General features: G+C 40.0%; 31 protein-coding genes. 12 read left to right on the top strand and 19 right to left on the bottom strand.

The genetic code is table 11. The features are described 5' to 3' along the window. Positions 1–14 precede the first annotated feature (14 nt). From NSQ70_RS08875 to NSQ70_RS08865, 3 genes are all read left to right on the top strand, one after another. Positions 15–1,187 (top strand): MFS transporter, encoded by a 1,173-nt coding sequence (locus tag NSQ70_RS08875; RefSeq protein WP_342502562.1) that lies wholly within the window; start codon positions 15–17, stop codon positions 1,185–1,187. A 195-nt stretch (positions 1,188–1,382) separates the two neighbouring features. After that, positions 1,383–1,730 carry a hypothetical protein gene (locus NSQ70_RS08870; protein ID WP_008343786.1) on the top strand — a complete coding sequence of 116 codons (348 nt, stop codon included), beginning with the start codon at positions 1,383–1,385 and terminating at the stop codon, positions 1,728–1,730. A 29-nt stretch (positions 1,731–1,759) separates the two neighbouring features. Next, positions 1,760–1,885, top strand: coding sequence for a hypothetical protein (locus NSQ70_RS08865; RefSeq protein WP_008343787.1), 126 nt, complete (start codon positions 1,760–1,762; stop codon positions 1,883–1,885). A 53-nt stretch (positions 1,886–1,938) separates the two neighbouring features. On the opposite strand, the gene parC is transcribed toward NSQ70_RS08865, so the two are convergent. The 3 genes from parC to NSQ70_RS08850 all read right to left on the bottom strand — a co-directional run bounded on the left by parC (position 1,939) and on the right by NSQ70_RS08850 (position 7,179). Beyond that, positions 1,939–4,380: a DNA topoisomerase IV subunit A gene (gene parC, locus NSQ70_RS08860; RefSeq protein ID WP_342502561.1), complete on the bottom strand. Its 2,442-nt coding sequence runs from the start codon at positions 4,378–4,380 to the stop codon at positions 1,939–1,941. Between the two features lie 2 nt (positions 4,381–4,382). Next, positions 4,383–6,350, bottom strand: coding sequence for a DNA topoisomerase IV subunit B (parE, locus tag NSQ70_RS08855; RefSeq protein ID WP_007499323.1), 1,968 nt, complete (start codon positions 6,348–6,350; stop codon positions 4,383–4,385). 415 nt (positions 6,351–6,765) lie between these two features. Next, positions 6,766–7,179 (bottom strand): CoA-binding protein, encoded by a 414-nt coding sequence (locus NSQ70_RS08850; protein ID WP_007499324.1) that lies wholly within the window; start codon positions 7,177–7,179, stop codon positions 6,766–6,768. A gap of 154 nt (positions 7,180–7,333) precedes the next feature. Here NSQ70_RS08850 and plsY point away from each other — a divergent pair, with 154 nt between their 5' ends. Continuing rightward, the gene (plsY, locus tag NSQ70_RS08845) at positions 7,334–7,915 is read left to right on the top strand and encodes a glycerol-3-phosphate 1-O-acyltransferase PlsY (RefSeq protein WP_008343794.1); all 582 of its coding nucleotides are present in this window, start codon (positions 7,334–7,336) and stop codon (positions 7,913–7,915) included. 95 nt (positions 7,916–8,010) lie between these two features. Next, entirely contained in the window at positions 8,011–8,298 is a 288-nt protein-coding gene (locus tag NSQ70_RS08840; protein ID WP_008343795.1) for a HesB/YadR/YfhF family protein, read from the top strand. A gap of 41 nt (positions 8,299–8,339) precedes the next feature. On the opposite strand, the gene NSQ70_RS08835 is transcribed toward NSQ70_RS08840, so the two are convergent. From NSQ70_RS08835 to acnA, 7 genes are all read right to left on the bottom strand, one after another. Next, positions 8,340–8,648, bottom strand: coding sequence for a hypothetical protein (locus tag NSQ70_RS08835; protein WP_144678734.1), 309 nt, complete (start codon positions 8,646–8,648; stop codon positions 8,340–8,342). A gap of 3 nt (positions 8,649–8,651) precedes the next feature. Further along, on the bottom strand, positions 8,652–9,074 hold the full coding sequence (locus NSQ70_RS08830) for a thioesterase family protein (protein ID WP_008343800.1): 423 nt from the start codon (positions 9,072–9,074) through the stop codon (positions 8,652–8,654). A gap of 103 nt (positions 9,075–9,177) precedes the next feature. Further along, positions 9,178–9,420: a small acid-soluble spore protein Tlp gene (gene tlp / locus NSQ70_RS08825; protein WP_138278564.1), complete on the bottom strand. Its 243-nt coding sequence runs from the start codon at positions 9,418–9,420 to the stop codon at positions 9,178–9,180. Positions 9,421–9,435: 15 nt separating this feature from the next. After that, positions 9,436–9,579, bottom strand: coding sequence for an acid-soluble spore protein N (locus NSQ70_RS08820; protein ID WP_008357830.1), 144 nt, complete (start codon positions 9,577–9,579; stop codon positions 9,436–9,438). A gap of 51 nt (positions 9,580–9,630) precedes the next feature. Continuing rightward, entirely contained in the window at positions 9,631–9,756 is a 126-nt protein-coding gene (locus tag NSQ70_RS08815) for an FbpB family small basic protein (RefSeq protein WP_003211002.1), read from the bottom strand. A gap of 75 nt (positions 9,757–9,831) precedes the next feature. Continuing rightward, positions 9,832–10,335 carry a TlpA disulfide reductase family protein gene (locus NSQ70_RS08810; RefSeq protein WP_008343807.1) on the bottom strand — a complete coding sequence of 168 codons (504 nt, stop codon included), beginning with the start codon at positions 10,333–10,335 and terminating at the stop codon, positions 9,832–9,834. 66 nt (positions 10,336–10,401) lie between these two features. Then, positions 10,402–13,131 (bottom strand): aconitate hydratase AcnA, encoded by a 2,730-nt coding sequence (acnA, locus tag NSQ70_RS08805; protein ID WP_024719082.1) that lies wholly within the window; start codon positions 13,129–13,131, stop codon positions 10,402–10,404. Positions 13,132–13,351: 220 nt separating this feature from the next. Here acnA and sspO point away from each other — a divergent pair, with 220 nt between their 5' ends. The 4 genes from sspO to NSQ70_RS08785 all read left to right on the top strand — a co-directional run bounded on the left by sspO (position 13,352) and on the right by NSQ70_RS08785 (position 14,844). Further along, positions 13,352–13,498 carry a small acid-soluble spore protein O gene (gene sspO / locus NSQ70_RS08800; RefSeq protein ID WP_017359581.1) on the top strand — a complete coding sequence of 49 codons (147 nt, stop codon included), beginning with the start codon at positions 13,352–13,354 and terminating at the stop codon, positions 13,496–13,498. 17 nt (positions 13,499–13,515) lie between these two features. Then, entirely contained in the window at positions 13,516–13,662 is a 147-nt protein-coding gene (locus NSQ70_RS08795) for a small acid-soluble spore protein P (RefSeq protein WP_003211331.1), read from the top strand. 102 nt (positions 13,663–13,764) lie between these two features. Next, the gene (locus tag NSQ70_RS08790) at positions 13,765–14,154 is read left to right on the top strand and encodes an Hsp20/alpha crystallin family protein (RefSeq protein WP_025207398.1); all 390 of its coding nucleotides are present in this window, start codon (positions 13,765–13,767) and stop codon (positions 14,152–14,154) included. A 261-nt stretch (positions 14,155–14,415) separates the two neighbouring features. Continuing rightward, entirely contained in the window at positions 14,416–14,844 is a 429-nt protein-coding gene (locus NSQ70_RS08785) for a DUF2621 domain-containing protein (RefSeq protein WP_007499335.1), read from the top strand. 21 nt (positions 14,845–14,865) lie between these two features. Here NSQ70_RS08785 and NSQ70_RS08780 read toward each other — a convergent pair whose 3' ends face one another. Together NSQ70_RS08780 and NSQ70_RS08775 are read right to left on the bottom strand one after the other, a co-directional pair. Next, the gene (locus NSQ70_RS08780) at positions 14,866–15,348 is read right to left on the bottom strand and encodes a cytochrome c biogenesis protein CcdC (protein WP_039167726.1); all 483 of its coding nucleotides are present in this window, start codon (positions 15,346–15,348) and stop codon (positions 14,866–14,868) included. Between the two features lie 94 nt (positions 15,349–15,442). After that, positions 15,443–16,150, bottom strand: coding sequence for a cytochrome c biogenesis protein CcdA (locus NSQ70_RS08775; protein ID WP_024719085.1), 708 nt, complete (start codon positions 16,148–16,150; stop codon positions 15,443–15,445). Between the two features lie 214 nt (positions 16,151–16,364). On the opposite strand from NSQ70_RS08775, the gene NSQ70_RS08770 reads away from it, so the two are divergent. Then, positions 16,365–16,532, top strand: a complete 168-nt coding sequence (locus tag NSQ70_RS08770) for an aspartyl-phosphate phosphatase Spo0E family protein (protein ID WP_008343814.1) — start codon at positions 16,365–16,367, stop codon at positions 16,530–16,532. Between the two features lie 269 nt (positions 16,533–16,801). Here NSQ70_RS08770 and NSQ70_RS08765 read toward each other — a convergent pair whose 3' ends face one another. From NSQ70_RS08765 to yneA, 6 genes are all read right to left on the bottom strand, one after another. Then, entirely contained in the window at positions 16,802–17,020 is a 219-nt protein-coding gene (locus NSQ70_RS08765; RefSeq protein WP_003212379.1) for a YneF family protein, read from the bottom strand. Positions 17,021–17,104: 84 nt separating this feature from the next. Further along, complete coding sequence (gene sirA, locus NSQ70_RS08760; protein ID WP_007499339.1) at positions 17,105–17,551, bottom strand: sporulation inhibitor of replication protein SirA; 447 nt, start codon at positions 17,549–17,551, stop codon at positions 17,105–17,107. A 198-nt stretch (positions 17,552–17,749) separates the two neighbouring features. Further along, positions 17,750–19,753 carry a transketolase gene (gene tkt / locus NSQ70_RS08755; protein WP_041092713.1) on the bottom strand — a complete coding sequence of 668 codons (2,004 nt, stop codon included), beginning with the start codon at positions 19,751–19,753 and terminating at the stop codon, positions 17,750–17,752. 188 nt (positions 19,754–19,941) lie between these two features. Then, positions 19,942–20,172 carry a DUF896 domain-containing protein gene (locus NSQ70_RS08750; RefSeq protein WP_039167715.1) on the bottom strand — a complete coding sequence of 77 codons (231 nt, stop codon included), beginning with the start codon at positions 20,170–20,172 and terminating at the stop codon, positions 19,942–19,944. 69 nt (positions 20,173–20,241) lie between these two features. Continuing rightward, the gene (locus NSQ70_RS08745; RefSeq protein WP_144665494.1) at positions 20,242–20,889 is read right to left on the bottom strand and encodes a recombinase family protein; all 648 of its coding nucleotides are present in this window, start codon (positions 20,887–20,889) and stop codon (positions 20,242–20,244) included. Between the two features lie 17 nt (positions 20,890–20,906). Continuing rightward, positions 20,907–21,218, bottom strand: a complete 312-nt coding sequence (yneA, locus tag NSQ70_RS08740) for a cell division suppressor protein YneA (protein ID WP_007499348.1) — start codon at positions 21,216–21,218, stop codon at positions 20,907–20,909. A gap of 159 nt (positions 21,219–21,377) precedes the next feature. Between yneA and lexA the strand changes: the two genes are divergently transcribed. Next, entirely contained in the window at positions 21,378–21,998 is a 621-nt protein-coding gene (gene lexA / locus NSQ70_RS08735; RefSeq protein ID WP_007499350.1) for a transcriptional repressor LexA, read from the top strand. Between the two features lie 47 nt (positions 21,999–22,045). Here lexA and NSQ70_RS08730 read toward each other — a convergent pair whose 3' ends face one another. Then, complete coding sequence (locus NSQ70_RS08730; protein WP_057079489.1) at positions 22,046–22,483, bottom strand: hypothetical protein; 438 nt, start codon at positions 22,481–22,483, stop codon at positions 22,046–22,048. A gap of 296 nt (positions 22,484–22,779) precedes the next feature. Between NSQ70_RS08730 and NSQ70_RS08725 the strand changes: the two genes are divergently transcribed. Further along, positions 22,780–23,322: an IseA DL-endopeptidase inhibitor family protein gene (locus NSQ70_RS08725; protein WP_017359584.1), complete on the top strand. Its 543-nt coding sequence runs from the start codon at positions 22,780–22,782 to the stop codon at positions 23,320–23,322. Positions 23,323–23,326 lie beyond the last annotated feature (4 nt).

Genomic DNA, 23,326 nt, shown 5'->3' with positions numbered 1-23,326 from the left:
ATATGAGGGATTAGATGAAATTAAAGTGGTATAAAGCGATTATTGTTATTTTTACGATGTCTGGGATCTCCATCTCCACTTGGTTTTCAAGAACACCAGAAGTGAGAGATTTATTGCAAACAGATACAGGCACAATGGGACTCATTTTACTCGGCTTATCTGTAGGTTCCATTGTCGGGCTGATTCTTTCCAATGTATTCGTTCGCAAAAAAGGCGGCCGACTGGCGATTGTGGTCAGCGCTTTTTTGATGTTTATTGGTTTCTCAACCCTTGCAATCGGCGCCGCCCTCTCTTCTACGCTGATTGTCACTGCTGGTCTTTTTCTTTTTGGTTCAGGCTCAGGCATGTGCAATGTAGCCATGAACTTAGAAGGAACGGAGATTGAGTATCAGATCAATAGAACGATCCTGCCGATTTTGCATGCTTCTTTCAGTATTGGAACGTTAATTGGTGCAGGTGCCGGAATTCTCTTTATTTATTTAGGTGTGTCTGTCCTCATTCACCTTCTCACCATTGCACTCCTTTTCTTTCTCAGCATCCTGATTTGTACACGGTTTATTCCGCACGGGACAGGAAAAGATCCGGATAAGACGCAGACAGAATCAGTTGAGGCTTCTCAAACATCATGGCTGAACAAACGGACGATCTCATTAGCGATGATTGCCTTATGTCTCGCATTTGTAGAGGGTTCTGCAAATGATTGGATTCCACTAGCAATGGTTGATGGCTATCAGGTTTCTCATTCAATGAGTACGGTCATCTATGCATTATTTTTGTGCGGGATGATTAGTGGCAGACTACTGAGCGGACGGTTCATTGATCGCTTTGGCAGGGTGCTTTTGCTAAGAGTCGCGATCTTATCTGCTGCCGCCGGACTATTCTTGGTGATTTTAAAGATTTCACTCGTCGTGTGTATGATATCTATCTTTTTATGGGGACTTGGCGCGTCCTTAGGCTTCCCGCTGACCATTTCAGCAGCTGGTGATGATAGCCGCTATGCTGTCAAACGTGTCAGTATCGTCACTTTATCTGGGTATACAGCTTCTCTATCAGGGCCCCCTGTTTTAGGACTGCTCGCCAATCAAGTCGGACTACTTCATGCGTTTATTTTTGTTCTGTTTGCCATTTGTATTGCAGGAATCTTTACAAAAGCTGTTGCAAAACCGACATCAATACATTCTTTTTGAAAAGTGCCAGATCTTTGATCTCGGTACTTTTTTTAAATTTAATAAATAAAATTGAAACCTTTCACGAAGTGAAACAGTCCTATAGATGTCTTGATGTTTATCGCTTTTTTAAAGAGGGAAAGTAAAAAAATAAGACTTTTCAAATAACTGAAAACGTGGTAAGATCATGAAAATAAACAGGAAGGGGTGAGAAAAATGAAAAAAAATATGCTGTTAAAATTAGCAGTTTTATTCATAGCACTTGCAAGTTTTCATTTGTTCTCAATGCCTCATTCCGTTCAGGTATACCATCATGCAAAGGTGGTTGCTGATCAAGAATCACATGAAATGAAAATCGTTCAGACAGCAGGCGATGAAAAGAAACAAAAACATGTGAACGCAGTATTTGCGGCATTTACAGCACTGCTAGTCATTGGCAGTATGGCAGCTGGATTTGCACGCATCACTTATACTGATCGATTTGACCGGAAAAAGAAGCATTTACTTGCAGTGTTCTACCAGTCTTCGAATTTCCGAGTAGCTCGTGTTAACCCAACCATTTAAATCAAACAAAAATTGGGAGGTTTTACACGATGTTATTTTTCTTAAGAGTATTCATTCTAGGTCTATTCTCTGTCACTTCACTTTCTCTTTTCGTTTACCAAGGAATTGAAGTAGTGCATGCCATCACAAGCATGTTTGGCAATCACGAGAGTTAAATTGACCTCATCATAAAAAACCCCCTGCCTTACGCAGGGGGTTTTCGTTTTGCTTATTTATTGTCATCTTGGTCAGATGCAGCAGGTGATAAAAGAACTTGAGTTACTTCTCCCTGCTCTTCCTCATCTAAAATAAACGATCCATTGCTATAACGATCATTTGCCCTTAGTGTTGAAATATCGAGCGGGATCGTGGCACCCTTTTCCGTATCAATCTCAAGTGTATCGTGCAGAGAAGCAGCAATCACAGCAACAATTCTGTGAGGGTTTTTCTTTAATTCTCTTAGCATGATCACTCCACGTTTTGCTCTTGATGTCTTATCAAATTCAGAGAGGTTCATCCGCTTCACAGCACCTCTTTGTGTCGTAAGAACAAGCACATTGTTCTTCGGATCAATGATTTGTCCAGAGACCACCTCGTCTCCGTCCTTCAAATTGATGCCTTTCACACCAGCCGCTCTCGGACCGACCACACTCACTTCTTCTTCATCAAACCATAATCCATAGCCATTTTTCGTTGCAATAAACAATTCTTGCTGACCTGTTGTGACATGAACATCTACAAGTTCATCATCACCTTTTAAATTCAAGGCGACAAGCGGTTTTGAATAACGCTGCGCTTTATATTGGAGAAGCTCTGTTTTCTTCACCATACCGCCTTTTGTAAAGAACAGGAGATACGATGATTCATCGAATTCTTTAATTGGGATCGCTTTTTGAATGGTTTCATCGCGATCAATCGAAATAATATTCGTAATGTGCTGCCCCATGTCTTTCCAGCGTATATCTGGCAACTGATGAACTGGACAGTAAATGTAGCTCCCTCTATTCGTAAATAGCAGAAGAACATCTGTTGTATTCATTTCAAACTGGTGAATCAGTCGGTCTGTATCCTTCATACCGAAGTCCTTACCGTTTGATGCAGCATAGGAGCGCTGGCTCGTCCGTTTGATGTATCCATCCTTTGTGACTGTGACGTACACGTCCTCTGATGCGATCATCACTTCAAGGTTAATCTTAATTTCTTCAATTTTTTCCTCAATGACGGATCGTCTTTCATCAGCATACGTCTTTTTCAACTTCTTCAAGTTGTTCGTAATGACTTTAAACAGCTTCTTCTCATTCGCTAAAATGTCTTCAAGCTCTGCAATTCGCACGTCAAGCTCTCTTGCTTCGTCTCTTAGTTGAGTGATATCTGTATTTGTTAAACGATATAACTGGAGAGAAACAATCGCTTCTGATTGTGCTTCTGTAAAATCATATTTTTCCATCAAATTGTTTTTCGCATCACGTTTATCATTAGACGAGCGAATCGTCGCAATGACTTCATCTAAAATGGAAAGAGCTTTAATTAACCCATCTACAATATGATGACGTTCTTTTGCTTTTCGAAGCTCGTATGCTGAGCGGTTCGTCATCACTTCTTTTTGATGAGCAATGTAAGCGTCTAGTACAGTTGTAAGCGTCATTAAAGTCGGTCTTCTGTTATGTATCGCGACCATATTAAAGTTATATGGGATTTGCAGATCAGAATTTTTATATAAGAAATTCAAGACACCATTCGCATCCGCTTCTTTTTTCAGCTCTACAACAATCCGAAGGCCGGTACGATCCGTCTCATCCCGAACTTCAGAGATTCCTTCTACTTTTCTTTCAATGCGGAACTCGTCCATCTTTTTGACAAGATTGGCCTTATTCACTTCATAAGGAATTTCTGTGATCACGATTTGCTGGCGTCCACCGCGGATGGTTTCAATCTCCGCTTTTCCGCGAATCATAATCTTTCCTTTTCCTGTTTCATATGCCTTCTTAATACCATCCACACCTTGAATGATCCCGCCTGTTGGGAAATCAGGCCCTTTGATGACTGTCATTAAATCTTCAACCGTACAATGCGGCTGTTCAATTCGCTTAATCACGCCATCAATCACTTCTCCTAGGTGGTGCGGCGGAATATCAGTCGCATAACCGGCTGAAATCCCTGTTGACCCGTTCACAAGAAGGTTGGGAAACATCGCTGGTAAGACAACAGGCTCTTTGCTTGTATCATCAAAGTTCGTGACAAATTCGACTGTCTCCTTGTCGAGGTCTTTTAAAAGCTCTGATGCAATTGCAGAAAGCCTTGCTTCCGTATAACGCATGGCAGCAGGAGGATCTCCGTCGATACTCCCGTTATTTCCATGCATCTCAATCAGTACATTTCGCACTTTCCATTCCTGGCTCATTCTCACCATTGCTTCATAAACTGAAGAATCACCATGCGGATGGTAGTTACCAATTACGTTACCGACTGTTTTGGCAGCTTTACGGAAGTTTTTATCTTGTGTATTTCCTTCTGCATACATCGCATATAAAATTCTTCGTTGTACAGGCTTTAATCCATCACGTGCATCTGGAAGTGCACGATCTTGGATAATATATTTACTATAGCGACCAAAACGGTCCCCAATCACTTCTTCTAACGGTAAATCATGAAATCGTTCTTGTTGTGCCATGTTTAAACCTCCTCAGCTAGCGACAAGTTTTCATTTTCAAGAATGTTGCTTTCCTCATCAAGTCCAAAGGCGACATTCTTTTCAATCCATTTACGGCGTGGTTCTACTTTGTCACCCATCAGTGTCGTGACGCGGCGCTCCACCCGTGCAGCATCATCGATCTTCACCCTGACAAGCGTTCTCGACTCTGGATTCATTGTCGTTTCCCATAGCTGGTCGGCATTCATTTCACCTAAACCTTTATAGCGCTGAATCGTATATCCTTTTCCAACTTTCTTTAGTACGTCATCCATTTCTTCATCAGACCAAGCATATTCAATGACTTCTTTCTTCCCTGAGCCTTTGCTGACTTTATATAAAGGCGGAAGGGCAATGAACACTTTGCCATGCTCAATGAGCGGCTTCATATAGCGGTAGAAGAATGTAAGCAATAGAACCTGAATATGCGCTCCATCTGTATCAGCATCTGTCATAATGACAATTTTGTCATAATTGATGTCTTCTACATTAAAATCGACACCAACCCCGCCGCCAATAGCATGGATTATGGTGTTGATTTCTTCGTTTTTGAAAATATCCGCAAGCTTTGCTTTCTCTGTATTAATGACCTTTCCTCGAAGCGGCAGCACCGCTTGGAATTTTCGATCACGTCCTTGCTTGGCTGATCCACCCGCTGAGTCGCCCTCTACTAGATACAGTTCGTTTCTTGCCGGGTTTCTAGATTGAGCAGGTGTTAATTTTCCGCTGAGTGTTGCTTCAGATTTTTTCCGTTTCTTGCCGCTCCTTGCTTCTTCTCTTGCTTTTCTAGCCGCTTCTCTTGCCTGCTGCGCTTTAATCGCTTTTTTCACAAGCAGTGTCGCCGTTTCGCGGTTTTCTTCAAGAAAATAAGCCAATTTTTCAGAAATCACGGCATCAACAGCTGACCTTGCCTCACTCGTTCCAAGCTTTCCTTTTGTTTGTCCTTCAAATTGAAGAAGTTCTTCAGGAATTCTGACAGAAATAACAGCTGACAGACCTTCACGAATATCCGTACCTTCTAAATTTTTGTCTTTTTCTTTTAAAAGGGTCACTTTGCGTGCATATTCATTAAAGGCTCTCGTCATGGCCGTTTTTGCACCAGACTCATGCGTACCACCATCTTTGGTTCTTACGTTATTGACGAACGACAAAATATTTTCTGAATATCCGTCGTTAAATTGAAAGGCAAAATCGACTTCAATGGACTGATGTTCGCCTTCAAACGAAACGACTTCACTAAGTACATCCTTTTCCTCGTTTAAATAAGCAACGAACGCTTCAATACCTGTCTCATAATAAAAGGTTTCCTGCACATCATGGCGCTCATCAATCAGCTCTATTTTTAGCCCTTTTAATAAAAAGGCTGATTCTCTTAAACGCTCTGATAATGTATCAAAATTATAGGTAGTGACACTGAACATCGTTGGATCTGGCTTAAAATGAATCAGTGTACCGGTCTTTTTCGTTTTCCCGATTTTTTCAAGTGATGTGACTGGCTTGCCGCCATGTTCAAAGCGCTGGTGATAAATAAATCCATCGCGTTCTATCGTCACGGTGAGCCACTCTGAAAGTGCGTTCACAACGGACGCCCCAACCCCGTGAAGTCCACCACTTGTTTTATAACCACCTTGACCAAATTTTCCGCCTGCGTGCAGGACCGTTAAAATGATTTCTGGTGTCGGTTTTCCAAGCTTATGCATACCAGTAGGCATTCCGCGTCCTTTATCTTGGACGGAAATGCTGTTATCTTTATGTATTTTGACAATGATATGATCTCCATGGCCAGCGAGCACTTCATCGACAGAGTTGTCTACAATCTCATAGACAAGGTGATGAAGACCTCGTGAATCCGTCGATCCAATATACATCCCTGGGCGTTTACGGACCGCTTCAAGCCCCTCTAGCACCTGAATAGAATCATCGTTATAATCTACTTGCTGCTTTTTAACCAAATGCTTAATCCCCTTTCACTAACAAACATAACCGGCTAATCATCAATGATCTCTCTAGATTTTAATGATGATCATGCTGCTCATTACTGTCCACTTTAATAAGCTGCATCATCACCATGCATGTGTGATTCAGCGATACATGCTCTTTTGCACGGTTATGAGAATGTTCTACATTCTGCAATCAGAACTAGAAGTCCATTATAAACAAGACTGTTTCATAAGCCAAATGCAATCATATGATGGTTTTAGCAAAACAGAACAAATGTTCTATATTTATCTTATCGCTCTTTTTCTCGATATGCAAGGTCACCGATAGGTCCCTGTCGCCTTATTTTATCGCTTTCTTCTAGAATCGCAAATATATTTCTGCAACAAAAAAGCAAAAATCCTTGAAAAACCAAGGATTTTTGACGATTTAATGAGTTTTTGTCATCGCATGAGCCACTTTGATACATAAGTCCATGATGGCGACCTTGCCATTTTCCTCAATCAGCCTTTTTGCCTCTTCATGATATACGCCTTGCTGCGCCCAAAAAACAGGTGCGTCTATTTCAAGAAATTCTTTCGCCACCTCAGGCAAAAACTCAGAACGTCTAAAGACATTGACGATATCAACAGGCTCTTTTATGTCTTTTAAAGAGGCGACCGCTTTTACCCCAAGTGCTTCATCAATCGTTGGATTGACAGGAATGATGTCATAACCGGCATCTTGCATGGCTTTTGAAACCATATAGGACGTTCGGTGCGGCTGATCTGACAAACCTACAACTGCAATTCGCTTACTGCTTTTTAATATACGCCCAATTTCTTGTTTTGAAGGATGATTCATCCAGACACTCCTTTTCTTCTATTTTAGCGAATTTCTTGTTAAAAACAAAGCTGAATTCATCGGCCATCGTTTTTTTCAAAAAAAGATCGCCATGTTTTTCATAAGATCATGTTAAAATGTAAGACAAGAGGGAGAATATAAAGGAGTTATGCAGATGTTAATTGCTTTGATGTTTATTTTGGCTTATCTTCTCGGCAGTATTCCATCAGGTCTCATTGTCGGGAAAGCTGCAAAGGGAATCGATATCCGTGAACATGGCAGCGGGAACCTAGGTGCGACGAATGCATTCCGTACACTAGGTGTGAAAGCAGGGTCCATCGTTATCACAGCTGATATTTTAAAGGGGACTCTTGCTTCGGCTTTACCGTTTTTCATGCAACTGGACATTCATCCCTTATTAGCAGGAGTTGCTGCTGTTATCGGTCACAGCTTTCCTGTCTTTGCAAAATTTAAAGGGGGAAAAGCGGTCGCTACATCAGGCGGCGTGCTGTTATTTTATGCCCCGTTCTTATTTATCACGATGATCGCTGCTTTTTTCTTATTTTTATACATTAGTAAATATGTTTCATTATCATCTATGCTGACTGGGATCTACACATTCATTTACAGCATATTCACCCAAGATCTATTTTTAATTATTGTTGTTGCTGTTCTTGCTGGCTTTGTGATCTTCAGACACATCGCCAACCTCAAACGAATTCTCAACAAAACTGAACCGAAAATCAAATGGCTTTAGCCGTTTCATCAATTTAAATATGTGGTAAAAGTAAAGAAAAGCTGTTTTTGCATCCTGCATTTAAAACAGCATGACTTCAAAAAGGGGCGATCACATTGAAATTAACGATAAAAGATGATGCACTCAATTGGTACAAGAATGAACTGGATTTAGAAAAAGGTGATCATGTTCGCTTTTTTGTCAGATATGGCGGGTGCAGTAATGTACAAAAAGGCTTTTCTCTCGGCGTCGCAAAAGATGAACCTCAAAATGCCGGCGCAACCGCTGAAGTAGAAGGCATTACTTTCTTCGTGGAAGAAAGTGATATTTGGTATTTTGACAACCATGATCTGCATATTGATTATAACGAGTCCGTGAAAGAACCAGAATTTCATTATGAATAAACAAAAAAGATACCTCATCCCTCGGGTATCTTTTTTGTTTATCACTCAATATAAAGTCCATACTCCTGAATGTTTCCTAATGACCGCTCTTTTTGCAAAATCCGTTTTTGCGAATCACCGATGAGATCAAAATGAGGAAAACCTTCGCGAACATGGATCCATTCTTTCTTTAATCCATGCTTTTGTCCCCAAGCGATTAATTGCTCCATATCCTGACAGGCTGCCTTTGTGACAGTATTCGCATGCGGAAAACGGTCATCAAGCCAATAGTGTGTCAAAAAGGCCACCTTCCCTTGCCGAACAGCTGATTTCCAAGCATTCAAATCTCTTCTTTTAATTCCAAAGGCCATGAATCAAACCTGCTTCTTGGACTGTTCGTATACGCTGTGCCATGCAGGGAAAGCTTTTCTAAATTGAATCGGTCTAAAGGTTTCTTTGTCCACACAAATATGTGAGGTGGTCCCTGTAATAGCCGTTTGTCCATCAGGTTTTTGTATTTCATAGCCATACACTGTTTTCACGCCGTTATATTCTTCAATCCATGTGTGAACTGTAGCCGTTTCACCGTACAGTAGTGGTTTCTTATATTGAACCTGAAGATCAACAACAGGTGCAAGGACACCGTCTGCCTCTAACTGGGCATAGGAAAAGCCTAATTCTTTAATTAACGCTGTTCTGCCGACTTCCATCCAAATTAAATAGTTGGCATGATACACAATGCCCATTTGATCTGTTTCTGCATAACGGACTTCTATTTCTTTTTTAGATACATACACGTTTTCATCGCTCTCCTATCAAAACCTAACGTCTCTGACATTTTACCACATTCCAAATGGTTCTTCTAAAAAGAGGCAATAAAATAAACCAGGAATCCCTGGTTTATTCAGTGTAACCGCTCTTTCTTGCTGCTTCCTCGTCCTTTATTTCAGAACGCATTGCGTCAATACTTGTTCTACGGTTTTCATTTTTTTGCTTGATCATCTTCTTTTCTTCCTCTGTTGAAAGACCCATTGCTGCTTCAGATTCATCAATATTTTCAAGTGTGTTTTCGATCATATCCTGCAGCTTCTCAACATTGTCAGAACGATCATCTGGATTGGATTGATATGACTTGTCATTCATCATGCTTCCCTCCTATTATTCGCCCTTCGTCTGTATCACATCAGGCTGTTCATTCGATTTATTATGCATCTTTTTGCCTTTATTTCGTTTGTATGCTACAGGTTTTGTCCCTAAATGGTCTGGTGTAAACTGCGCTTGTTTATCATGCTCTCTACCCATCATTCATCCCTCCCTCTTCTTTAGGATGAACGAAAAAGGACAAATCATAACTTATTTCTGTCTAAATCGCTCTTCCAACTTTTCTTCAAGCTGGTTTAAAAATTCCTCATTGCTTAATAATTCTTTTTTATTTTCAAGCACAAGTTCTTCAAATGTACGGCGCTTTCTTCTTCTCATGTCTATCACCACCTCCACTCTGTTCATACCATTTTCGCCAAAACATTTAGAAAATAAGCAAAAAGAGCTGAATCATTATAGATCCAGCTCTTTTTCAATTTCTTTTTTTGTGAGCATTTGATGCTTTACAGACAGGATACGCCCTTTTTCATCTAGTATGTATGTCGTCGGATAGGAAAGTACCTGATATCTCGCTTGAATACCTTTTTGATCTAATAAAACAGGAAAACTGACCTTAAGTTCATCAATAAATGAGGCGACGTGATCCACACTCTTTTCAGTGTTCGTCAAATTCACCGCTAGTACCTCAACTTGGTCATTTTCACTTCTAATTGCATCTAGATCTGGCATTTCTGTTCGGCAAGGTTTACACCATGTCGCCCAAAAATTGAGGAGTACTTTTTTCCCTCGATAATCAGATAACGATGCCGTTTTGCCATCAAGGGTTTTGAGCTCAAAATCAGGGGCTTTGTCCCCTGTTTCAAGACCGATGGCAGGTTCTTTTGGTCCGAATACATTCCATGCAAGTAAACCAATCAACACAAGTAAAACAGCGCTTGCCATTCCTTTTTTCCACATGATTGATCCTCCACTATGTTAAAAAAGAAGAGAAAGCTGTCTAAGCGCCTTCTCTTCTTTGCTTTATTAGTTGCTTGCCAATTTTTCACGCAATACCATTTGAAGGATACCACCATGACGGTAGTAGTCAATTTCGACTTCACTGTCAAAGCGAACAATTACTTCAAATGTTTTCTCGTTGCCATCTGTATCAATTGCTTTTACAGTGACAAGATCACGCGGACGAACTGTTTCATCAACATCTACTTCGAATGTTTCTGTTCCTGTTAGTCCATAAGTTTCTGCACTTTCACCGTCTTTAAACTGTAAAGGAAGTACACCCATGAAGACAAGGTTACTTCTGTGGATACGCTCAAAGCTTTCCGCTAGAACGAATTTAATTCCAAGAAGATTTGTTCCTTTTGCAGCCCAGTCACGAGAAGAGCCCATTCCGTAATCTTTACCTGCTAAGATCGCAAGACCAGTTCCATCTTCTTTATAACGCATGCATGCATCATAAATGGATGTCACTTCACCAGTTGGCCAGTACGTTGTATACCCGCCTTCTGTTCCTGGTGCGATTTGGTTTTTAATACGGATGTTTGCAAAAGTACCTCTCATCATAACATGGTGGTTACCACGGCGAGATCCGTATGAGTTAAAGTCTCTAGGCGATACGCCTCTTTCTTGCAAGTATTTACCTGCAGGTGTGTCTTTACCAATCGCTCCAGCAGGAGAAATATGGTCTGTTGTGACAGAATCACCGAACTTCGCCACGACGCGCAATCCTTTAAGCGGTTCAACTTTACCAGGTTCAACTGATAAGTTTTCGAAGAATGGCGGGTTTGCAATGTATGTGGAATCTTCATCCCATTTATACAATGCATCGTCCGTCGTTTTAATTTCATTCCAACGGTCATTGCTGTCAAATACAGTTTCATACTCTGAACGGAAGAGTTCAGGTGTAACTGTGCTTTTCACAACACTGTTGATTTCGTCCATTGATGGCCAAATGTCATTGAAATAAACGTTCTCACCATTTTTATCCACACCGATAGGGTCTTTTGTTAAATCAATATTGACCGTACCAGCAAGTGCATACGCCACAACTAATGGTGGAGATGCAAGGTAGTTTCCTTTCACAAGCGGATGGATACGTCCTTCAAAGTTACGGTTACCTGATAAAACAGAAGTGATCAGCAGATCATTTTCAGAGACAGCATCCTCAATTTCTTGTGCAAGCGGTCCTGAGTTTCCGATACAAGTTGTACAGCCATACCCAACGATGTTAAATCCGAGGTCTCTTAAATATGGAAGAAGTCCCGAATTTACAAGGTACCCTGTTACAACTTTAGAACCCGGTGCTAGTGACGTTTTCACGTAGTTTGGCACCTTCATGCCAAGCTCACTTGCTTTCTTCGCAACAAGACCTGCTCCGATTAAGACGTATGGGTTCGATGTATTCGTACAGCTCGTAATCGCTGCAATCGCAATCGCACCTGTCTTCATCACAGCTTTTTCACCATTTGCTAGATCAAATTCGATTTGTTTATCTAGCTCTGATTTTTCTAAGCCAAACCCTTGGTTACCAGCTGGGCTTTCGATGTGTTTATGGAACGTCTCTTTCATTTGAGAAAGTGGAATCAAATCTTGTGGACGTTTAGGACCAGATAAGTTTGACTCAATTTGAGAAAGATCAATTTCCACAACATCTGTAAAAATTGGCTCTTCTGCATCTGGCGTATAGAATAAGCCATTTGCGCGAGAATATTCTTCAACGATATTAATTTGCTCTTCATCACGTCCAGTAAGGCGAAGGTAAGCAAGAGCTTCCTCATCTACTGGGAAGAATCCGCAAGTAGCACCGTATTCAGGCGCCATGTTTGCAATTGTTGCACGATCTGCTAACGGCAATTGTGCAACACCAGGTCCGAAGAACTCGACGAACTTGTTCACTACGCCTTTTTCACGAAGAACTTGTGTCACTTTTAAGGCAAGGTCAGTTGCAGTTGTTCCGTTTGGAAGCTCTCCAACTAATTTAGCCCCAATGACTTCTGGCACTGGGAAGTAAGAAGGCTGACCAAGCATACCAGCTTCTGCTTCGATACCGCCAACGCCCCATCCAAGTACACCGATACCGTTAATCATTGTTGTATGTGAGTCAGTACCAACTAATGTATCTGGGTAAGTGATGATCTCGCCATCTTCTTCGATTGCATGAACAACACTTGCAAGATACTCTAAGTTCACTTGGTGAACGATCCCTGTTGCAGGCGGAACAGCTTGATAATTGTTAAACGCTTTCTTTGCCCAGCTAAGGAAGTTATAACGCTCTGCGTTACGTTCGAATTCTAAATCCATGTTAATGTTTAATGCATCTTCAGTTCCAGCTTTATCGACTTGTACAGAGTGGTCAATGACCAGGTCAACTGGAATTTCAGGGTTGATTTTATCTGGGTCTCCGCCCACATCTGCCATTGCTTTTCTTAAAGAAGCAAGGTCAACGACAGCTGGCACACCCGTGAAGTCTTGTAAAATAACACGAGAAGGTTTAAATGGAACATCAATTTCTTTTACCTCGGCAGTTCCCCATTTTGCCAAGTTTTCAACGTGTTCCTTCTTGATCACTCTACCGTCTACTTGGCGAAGCACTGATTCTAAAAGTACCTTAATGGAATAAGGCAGCTTCGAAACATTTCCGATTCCTTGTTTCTCTAGTGCTTCTAACGAATAATAGTGATACGTTTTCCCATTTGTCGAAAACGTTTTTCTAGATTGAAAAGCGTCTTGTTTAGCGACTTGCTGCTGTTTCGACATGTCCAAAATCCCCCTTTTGATGATCAAGATCAATTTCAATTCTCAGAAAAATCGTCGTATTTCACCACAATTTTCTCACAATTTCATCTTAAAACAAATTCATACATAAGTAAATAACAATGCTTTTATTAAATTCAATAAGTTTAGCTTATCATGAGGAAATGATTACTCTTCATAAACTGAGCAGCACGGGTTCATACTAATGCTGAGGTGATAGAACATGACAAAAAGAAAAGCAAATCATGTCATTGACGGCATGAACGCAGCCAAAAGCCAAGGAAATGGTGCAGGTTATATAGAAAATGATCAGCTCGTTTTAACAGAAGAACAAAAGCAAAACAATAAAAAGCGTAAAAAAAACCAATAAGAAAGGAGTGAGAAATGATGACGAACAAAAACACAGGGAAAGACATACGTCAAAACTCTCCTAAAGAGCATCAAGGCGGGCAGCCTGAGCCACTATCAGGCAGTAAAAAAGTGAAAAATCGCAACCATACAAGACAAAAGCACAATTCACATCATGACATGTAAACATTCTCTCTTAAGCCCGTGACCAAACGGGATGTTTTAGGTCTTTCACACATTTCAGCTTTTATCATATGATTTATTATGAGATGTGATGGAGGAGTGTTTATGGAGAATGAAAAGCAAGTGAATTCCTCTGATTTTCTTGAAATAGATGATTGGCTGAATGTATTAATGGACGATCCTTTTGCATGGTATGACGAACAGCTCCCAATAGATCTTTATGAAACGAGCCGTGATTATATTATTGAGATCGACCTCTCCACCCTATCGATCACTGATTTAAAACTGACCTTTTCCGGATGTGAGCTCATCCTCGCTTATTTGATTGATGAAAGAGAACAGCCGATTGAAAAAAGTGTCATGCTCCCTTTTTATTTGAATGACAAAGACATTGATACAGATTACGAAAACAGAATCATATCAATCAAAATCAAAAAGGATGCCCATCGTCAAGACGGAGCATTTTCCTTTCAAATGCCACACTTCAAACATTAAGAGCCCGCCTGTATACAGGCGGGCTCTCTTCCGTTCGTTTCAAGTCAATACCTTGTGCGAACCACCATGGCCAAATAGTAGAGTCGCTATACAATAATGTATTCCTTTTCTACTAAATGGTTTGGGTCATTCTAGTAAATGGGCGCCTCTTGATCAAAAAAGGCGTTTATAGAGAAAAAACACATACATTTTTGTTATTTTCTTCTACCTTCCCTTCATGTAAAATAGAATAGAGAGAGAAGGGATATAGGGAGTGAGAACATGTTAAGCGGCTGGTTTTTGTGGTTCATTTTATTTTGGGGTACAGTGATGATTGGATTACTAGCAATCGGTGGCTTTTTTATGTTTCGCAAGTTTTTAAAACGATTGCCGAAAGAAGACGGGAAATCAGAGCTTGATTGGCAGGATGAATATATTCAAAAGAGCCTGCACCTATGGCGCGATGAAGACAAACAGCTATTAAATGAGCTAGTATTACCGGTTCCAGAGCTGTTTAGAGATGTCGCCAAAGAAAAAATCGCCGGTAAAATTGGCGAGCTGGCACTTAAAGAACAAGCGGCCAGCATTAATTTAGACTTAATCATTCGCGGCTATATTATCGCTACACCGAAGCGGGATCATAAATTTCTACTAAAGCGCCTTCAAGAAAAAAAGATCGACCATTCACCATATGAATCTTTATTAAAATAACCTCCTTTTTAAAAAGGAGGTTTAATTTATTTGGGCCTGCTGCACATCTAATTGTTTAGACATCTTTCTAAACGACAAATACATCGCAACACGCCAAGGGACAATCATGCCAAAGGCTAGAATCCAAAACATCCCGCTAAGCGCACCATAATCAATGGAAGAGCTTAAAATCGTCTTCATTCCGATACGAAGGACAAGAAGCCCAATGAGAATAAACACAAATGCTTTTGAACGCTTCAAATAGATTTCATTGCCTCTAATTTCAAATTTCGATGTTTTAATTAAAAAGATAGAGAAAAACATCCCTACAGTAATCGCCTCTAAAAATTCAGCTCCAGTTACTTGAAACATTGGCACAAAAAACATCAGTGCACCAGTGCTCATAAAGATAGGAGGTAATATAATTTTTTTCGCGGTTGCAGGTTTTGCAGATGATTTAATGCGAATAAACATGACGGCTACCGCCATACATACCGCCACTATAGAAGAAATTATGATCATCATATCAAATCATTCCTTTATTCTTTAAGGTCAGCCTATGTATAATATACTCCAATTGACGAAAAAAAACCATTCGCCGCGACTGTAGAAAACGATTTCAAAAACCTCTAAATCCACCAAGCAGGGACGAGACCATAATGATAATCCAAGTCATAAGATCAAAGAACAGCAAAATCCCTACCACGATCATAATAACTCCGCCAATTCTCATAATGAGCTGCTGACGCTTTCTGATCCAAGCCATTTTTGTGATGAAAAAGGAAAGAACAAAAAATGGGATAGCAAAACCTAATACATACGCAATCATGTAGGTCACAGCGGACTCTGGCTTGTTGCTGGCAAGTGTGATGACAGCTGATAAAATCGGGCCGGTACATGGTGTCCAACCAGCAGCAAAACCCATTCCGATGAGAATCGATCCAAAAAAACCGGCTGGACGATTTTTAAACTGCAACCTCTTTTCTCCCATTAAAAAAGAAGGCTGAAATACACCAAGAATCATAAAGCCAAAGAAAATAATGAGAATGGCACCAATTTGACGAATCGCATCTTGATATTCAATGAAAAACTTCCCAACAAACGATGTCCCAAATCCAATGGCAATAAAAATGAGAGAGAATCCAATTAAAAAGAATAATGTATGAAGAAGACTTCTCCTTCTCAGCATCACCTTCTCAGATTTCACTTCATCTATACTAACGCCCGTAATATAGGATAAAAAGGCTGGATAAAGTGGCAGACAGCACGGTGAGATAAAAGAAAGAAACCCTGCTCCAAACGCTAAAAAGTAATTCAAATCTGACAAAAGAACACCCCCTTCTTACAATATACAATAAGAGATGACAAATTCATTTCATTTTTTTTACATCATCTCAATAAAGATGGTCTAATCTCTTAAAACCTTATATAATTTAATTTGACATCAAGATACCAAACCCTTTAAATTTGAAAATAAACCTTAAAATGGATATAATAGAACCGATTCTTTTTATCAAGATTTGCATGAAAGGAACATGACTTTGGTAAAAACATCATTATTAACTCAAATTGAAGAAAAAAGAGAAGAGTTGATGAAAGTTGTCTTGCATAATGGGATGACATCAACAGTGACCATCGAACATAGCCAGCAGCTAGATCATCTCCTCTTACAATATCAACGACACTTACACTCAAACTCAGCCAACTAATGATATCTCAAGATAGAAACAAATGCCGCACGATTTTAGAAAAGTTGATATGTGTGACAATAAAAGAAACAAAAACCTCTGCTCACAAGGGGTTTTTTGTTTTGTCTTTAACGGACGGTTCACGGCAAAATAAAAACCACTTTCCCTGCTTTATTCATGCAAGTACAGTGGTTTTATGCGTCTGATGAAGGTGACTTCAATAAAGAAAGGACATCGCTTGTCCAATCTTTAGGGACCATGTTCCATCTATGATCATAATAACGTACGTATTATTTCGCTTGGTTGTTCATGGCTTTCATCATTTGATTGATTTTCTTTTGGGACGGTTTCATGCCCATTTGCATCATCATCATTCGAAGCATTTGTTCATTAATTGGTGGATTCTTTTTTAAGTAGCTCATCATATACTTACGAGCAATAAAGAATCCGAGTGCAACTCCTGCAAGCAGTGCAACAACGCCTACAAGGATGACAACCCATAAATCCATAATTCTTCCTCCTTCATGTTGTCTCGTATAAAGTGTACTAAACAAAAGGCTATTATACAACATTTCACGTTCAATTTTATTTTTTTAAACAAAATTCCTCACTTTTACCGGATTGAGCCACCCGTGCTTCTTTGATCCAAAGTCCATAGCCAGGAAACAAGGACTAATTTTTCTGAGTACTTCAAAAAACACCGCTTCTGCCTCATAACTGCCTGTGGCAGACATTTGAATGTAACGGTCTTTTATAATGAATGCGGCTGTGCCTTTTCCATCTGGTAGCGATGCACTGTATATTGAGCCTATTTGTGTATAGTGAATATTGGTTAAATTGTTCATTAAACGCTGGTGCATATGAAAAGCAGGGATTCGTTTCGTTACATAATCCACTTGCTTAACAAGCATGACTAATTCGTCATCACTGCGGTTCGTCCAGTGTAACGATTCAAACAAATGAAACAAAATAGATTCTCTACCAAAATAATGATGAGCAAACTCATCCTCAATCCAATAAATATAATAATGGCGTTCCATGTCTATCCCTTCCTTTCACATTTCGTCAATCTCGCTTATTGCTTGTATTATACAAAAATGTGAAAGAAAGAATTGTCTATATATGAAGCAAGAAGAAACTAGTTTTGTCAAAAAAACAAGAAAAAAGAAAAAAGTTTGCAGAGCATAGTGAAAAGCTCTGCAAACCGACTGCAAAAAAGCATGATGCTTGGAGACTGATTATTTATTCAGCTTTGCTTTTACGCGGCTCACCACGTTGCTGACAGTGAAACCGTATTTTTCAATAATGGTTTCGCCTGGTGCAGAAGCGCCAAATTTATCAATCGCAATCACATCGCCATCAAGGCCAGTGTAACGTTCCCAGCCAAGTGAAGCACCCATTTCGATTGCAACACGTGCTCTCACTGCTTTAGGAAGAACGGACTCTTTGTATTCGTCTGACTGCTCATCAAAGCGATCCCATGCAGGTAAGCTCACGACAGAAACGCGAATGCCTTCTTTTTCAAGTGCTTTTTGCGCTTCAATGGCTAAACCTACTTCAGATCCTGAAGCAAGTAGAAGAGCTTCTGGCTGTGCATCAGCTGCTTCAACGACGACATATCCACCTTTTTCTACGCCTTCATACGCCTTCTCTGGTGCTTGATCAATCGTTGGAAGGTTTTGACGAGTAAGAACAAGCGCTGTCGGTTTATTCGTTGAAGATACAGCAATTTTCCATGCTGCAGCTGTTTCGTTTCCATCAGCTGGACGAATCACAGAAAGGTTAGGCATCGCACGTAATGAAGCGAGCTGTTCAACTGGCTCATGCGTTGGTCCATCTTCCCCAACCGCAATGCTGTCATGCGTAAATACATAAGTGACAGGAAGTCCCATCAATGCAGCAAGACGGATGGCAGGTCTTAAGTAGTCAGAGAAAACAAAGAATGTTCCCCCGAATACTCGAAGTCCGCCGTGAAGTGCCATACCGTTTAATGCTGCACCCATTGCGAATTCTCTCACACCAAACCAAATGTTTCTGCCAGCGTAATTCTCTCTGCCAAAGTCAGTTGTATCTTTGATTGTTGTTTTATTTGATCCAGCAAGGTCAGCAGACCCGCCAATAAAGAATGGTACTTGTTTTGCAATGCCATTTAATACTTCTCCAGAAGAAGCACGAGAGGCAAGGCTTGAACCTGCTTCATAAACAGGAACCTCTTGATCCCAATTCTCAGGAAGTTTTCCTTCAATCGCAAGCTTCAGCTGAGCTGCTAGTTCTGGATATTCTTTTTCATATTGCTCAAACAGTTCATTCCACGCTGCTTCTTTTTTCTGTCCAGCGTCTTTTACAGCTGTTTTGAAATGATCGTACACTTCAGAAGGTACATGGAAATCTTCTTCAAACGTCCAAGAATAAGCTTCCTTCGTTAGCTTCGCTTCCTCACTGCCAAGCGGTGCACCATGCACCCCAGACGTTCCCGCACGGTTTGGAGATCCGAAACCGATTGTCGTCTTCACTTCAATAAGTGTAGGTTTGTCTGTACTTTGTTTGGCTTTTTCAATGGCAGCCGTCACTTCGTCAATGTTATTGCCGTCTTTTACATAAAGAACTTCCCAATTCATCGCTTCAAAACGATTCTTCACATTTTCAGAGAAAGAACGATCGAGGTCGCCATCTAAAGAAATGTCATTTGAATCATAAAGAACAATTAAACGGCCTAAGCCTAAATGACCAGCAAGTGAAGCAGCTTCAGAGGAAATGCCCTCCATTAAGTCTCCATCTCCGCAAATGCTGTATGTATAGTGATCCACAACATTAAAGTTATCTTTGTTATACGTTTCTGCAAGATGTCTTTCTGCAAGTGCCATTCCAACAGCCATCGCAATCCCTTGTCCTAAAGGACCTGTTGTCGCATCTACGCCTTCTGTATGTCCAAACTCAGGATGTCCAGGTGTTTTGCTTCCCCATTGGCGGAATTGTTTTAAATCTTCGATGCTCAGATTGTATCCGCTTAAATGAAGCATGCTATATAAAAGCATAGAGCCATGTCCCGCAGATAACACAAAACGGTCTCTGTTAAACCAATTTGGATTTTGCGGACTTACGTTTAAGTGATTCGTCCATAAAGCGTATGCCATTGGTGCAGCGCCCATCGGCATTCCAGGGTGACCGGAATTCGCTTTTTCAATTGCGTCTATGGAGAGAGTACGTATTGTTGCAATAGATTTCAATTCAATCGTTTCCATATAAATCCCCTTCCGTATCTTGTGTACACCATTATCATAAATCTACTGTCCTTTTTTCACAACTATTTCACGCCGAAAAAGAAGGATTTTGTCACATTTAGTTTATCGATCACCTAAAAACTTATGCAAATATGAAAAAAGATGAGAATATTTCTCCCATCTTTTCAAAAATAAAGAAATGATGACCTTTAATGAAGATTCTGGTCTCTTTCTCTTTTTAATTTTTCTGGTGTGACATCGTTTCCTTCTGGATCGACGATTTTCACGGTTTTGAGTGTATTTTTCATAGAAGAACGAAAAGCCTTTAAATATTCCTCTCTTAATTGCTTCTGTTCTGTTTTCTCAGCGTCCGACAAACCGGTCTCTTTCGACTTTTTTGAAAGCTCATTGATTCTTGCAAGCTGTTCTTTAGAAATCATGACAAACTCCTTTAAAACATTTTCTCTACATACTACTAAATATCAGTCATTTTTACAACAAATCACGCTTTAAGTTGCAAGCCCTTTTTCATATTCTTGGTACCTTCTATGGACGGTTGCTTTTGAAATGTCAAAACCAAGTGCCTGCAATGTCGCTGCAATTTCAGCGAATGTCATGTTGTTTTTTCTTAATCGAACAATTTCAGAAATCGGTACTTCAATACGTTCGCGGCCAGGCGCCTGTTCTTGGTGTTTTAAATTTAGTTCGGGTTGATACCCTCGCTCAACAGCTTTTTTCATCCCACGCTTAATTTTCAAATTATGAATTTTACGCTGATACTCTTCTACAACGCCTACAATTTCAATGACCATCTCGTCTGCTTCTGAAAGCTCAAGCTCTCCTCTATGAAATACGCTGTACACCTTGACTTTTTCTTTAAACAGACAATGAAGAAGAGCGATTTTCGCCTGCCCTCTTCCAAGGCGTGTCTCATCTTGAATGAGAACAGCATCGATTTCTTCCTCTTTCAGCGCAGCCAGCATGTCAAAAACACCGTCACGATCAAGATCGTATCCACTCGCTTTTTCTTTAATCACTTTGACTACATTCATCTTGTGCGCTGCAGCTAAAGCAAGCAGTTCTTCTTCTTGTCTTTTAAGCGAGGTTTCTTGCTCTTCTTTGGCAGTACTTACTCTCGCATAAATGATTGCATTCATGTCTTCAATCGACCTTTCTACTGTACTGTTGCAAGTTGATATACGACTGGATGCTCTTTTTTAACTGGAATCACAAGGATATCTCCCGGCTGGATGTCAGTTGAAGCGAGATCATTGTGTTCAGTTACCCAGTCAATAAAAGCATTTTTATCGATTGATTTACTGTCGTTTACTTGATCAGCTAATCCCCAAAGAGTATCACCTGATTGAACCTCTATTTTAACATATTGATTTGGATCATTATGGCTAGTGACTGCAATAAGTGAGAGAAATATGCCAACGATGAATGAGAATAGCCCAATAAAAATAATAGATTCCTTTAACCTCATAATGTCATCTCTCCTAATAGAATGTGTGTTCGTTCTTTCTGACACTCATTATAAATACGAACAAACGTTTCTGTCAAACGTTTTTTTCGAACCTATGTTTGTACTGTTAGGAAAAACATGCTATAATTTCTTTAAAATTGACGTTTTGAGGTGCAAAAGATGACGAAGCTATCAAAAAGACAACTCGATATCCTGAAATTCATAAAAGAAGAAGTAAAAAGCAAGGGTTATCCCCCATCCGTTCGTGAAATTGGCGAAGCTGTCGGTCTAGCATCAAGTTCAACTGTCCATGGACATTTAGCTAGACTAGAAACGAAAGGTTTAATTAGAAGAGATCCAACGAAACCTAGAGCGATCGAAGTACTAGATGAAGAGGAAATGAATATTCCAAAGAGCGCTGTAATGAATGTTCCAGTCATCGGAAAAGTCACAGCAGGCTTGCCTATCACGGCTGTTGAGAATGTAGAAGAATATTTCCCACTTCCAGAAACTTTTGCAGCGCCAGATGAACAAGTATTTATGCTTGAAATTATGGGAGAAAGTATGATTGATGCAGGTATTTTGGACAAAGACTACGTCATTGTGCGTCAGCAAAGCACTGCCAACAATGGAGATATTGTGGTGGCTATGACAGAAGAAGATGAAGCAACAGTGAAACGTTTTTATAAGGAAGATACACACTTTAGATTACAGCCCGAGAATCCATCAATGGAACCGATTATTTTACAGAATGTGAGTATACTAGGTAAAGTGATTGGCGTATTTAGAAATATTCATTAAAAAAAGCCGGTATTTCATCAATTGCTGATGAGAGCCGGCTTTTTCTTTTATGAACAAGAATATGCAAGAATACTAGAGCTTGGGAACGAGCCAAATGTAAAGTTCGGCCATATGAAACCCGTTGTACGGCCAAAAGGCTGCGAGGAAAGAACATACATGAGAAATACTTGACCGTTTCTAAGGAACACAATGGTCCACCTTCTATTACATCCAGCTGCAAATTGAACTGTTTGCTGGCTTCCGCCTACACTCTGCCCCGCAATGAGCGGCTGCATACTTTGAGGCTGAGAGACTGCTTGTTGATATTGCGAGATGATATGCTGCGGCGGGGCTGGCGGGACCGATTGTCCTCCTGCACCTTGCCCAGTCCCTCCGAATGGCAATCCGGGAAATCCTCCAACTTGAGAAATAGGAAACGCCGGCATGCTTTGTACCTGCCGATCGTACAAGTACCCATTCCACGTACCTTCATATGGATTATACATACTAAACACCACTTTCTTAGACATTCATCACGACAGTATATGTCATACATAAAAAAAGAGTGTTGAGGAGACAAATAGAAATCTTTCCAAAAGACGTTTTATTCTTCTTTAGAACGGTTAAATACTAATGAGGAAGAAAAAAATAAAAAAATGAAAACTTTTTGTCTCCCTCAAACGTTATATAGATAGAAAGAAAAGAAATAAAAAACATTTAGATTTAATACTTGTAATATCTCTGTAACTATTGTAACATTTGTAACATAAGAAGTTTTCATTGAGAAAAGGAGGCAATCGCCTTGAAAAAATTATTTGTTTTATTAACCGCTATTATGCTTATGATCTCATTACAAACAACAACACTGGCCGCTTCCAAAAAATCAGCCGCTTTGACAAATAAAGAAGCGTTACATATTGCCCTTGATGCAAGAGAACACTTTTGGAGTGCGATGTCAGGCTACAACATTAAAGAGCATTCAGATTACAAATTAAAATCATTTACTTATAAAGATATGACTTACAACTACCTGTCTAAAACATTTGACACAAAGAAAAAACTAAACAGCTATCTATCTCAAGTTTTCACAAAAGATGCCATTACTCACGGTTTAAAAGACTATCAGTTCATCGTTCATAAAGGAAAAATGGCTGTGCCAGTTGGTGACGGAGACAATATGCTTAATTGGGATAAGGCAACACCTAAACTCGTCTCTAAGAAAAGTACAATCCGCACATACGAATTCACAGTTCCAACACTTGATGGACGCAAAGTAAAACGTACTGTCACTTTCGAGAAAGTACAAAACGAGTGGAAAGTAACAAAAATTGACGCTGTGATCTAAATAA

The sequence above is a fragment of the Bacillus sp. FSL R5-0397 genome (genome assembly GCF_038593395.1).
In the GTDB taxonomy this organism is placed as follows: domain Bacteria; phylum Bacillota; class Bacilli; order Bacillales; family Bacillaceae; genus Bacillus; species Bacillus altitudinis.
This window is presented reverse-complemented; position numbering and strand designations above follow the sequence as displayed.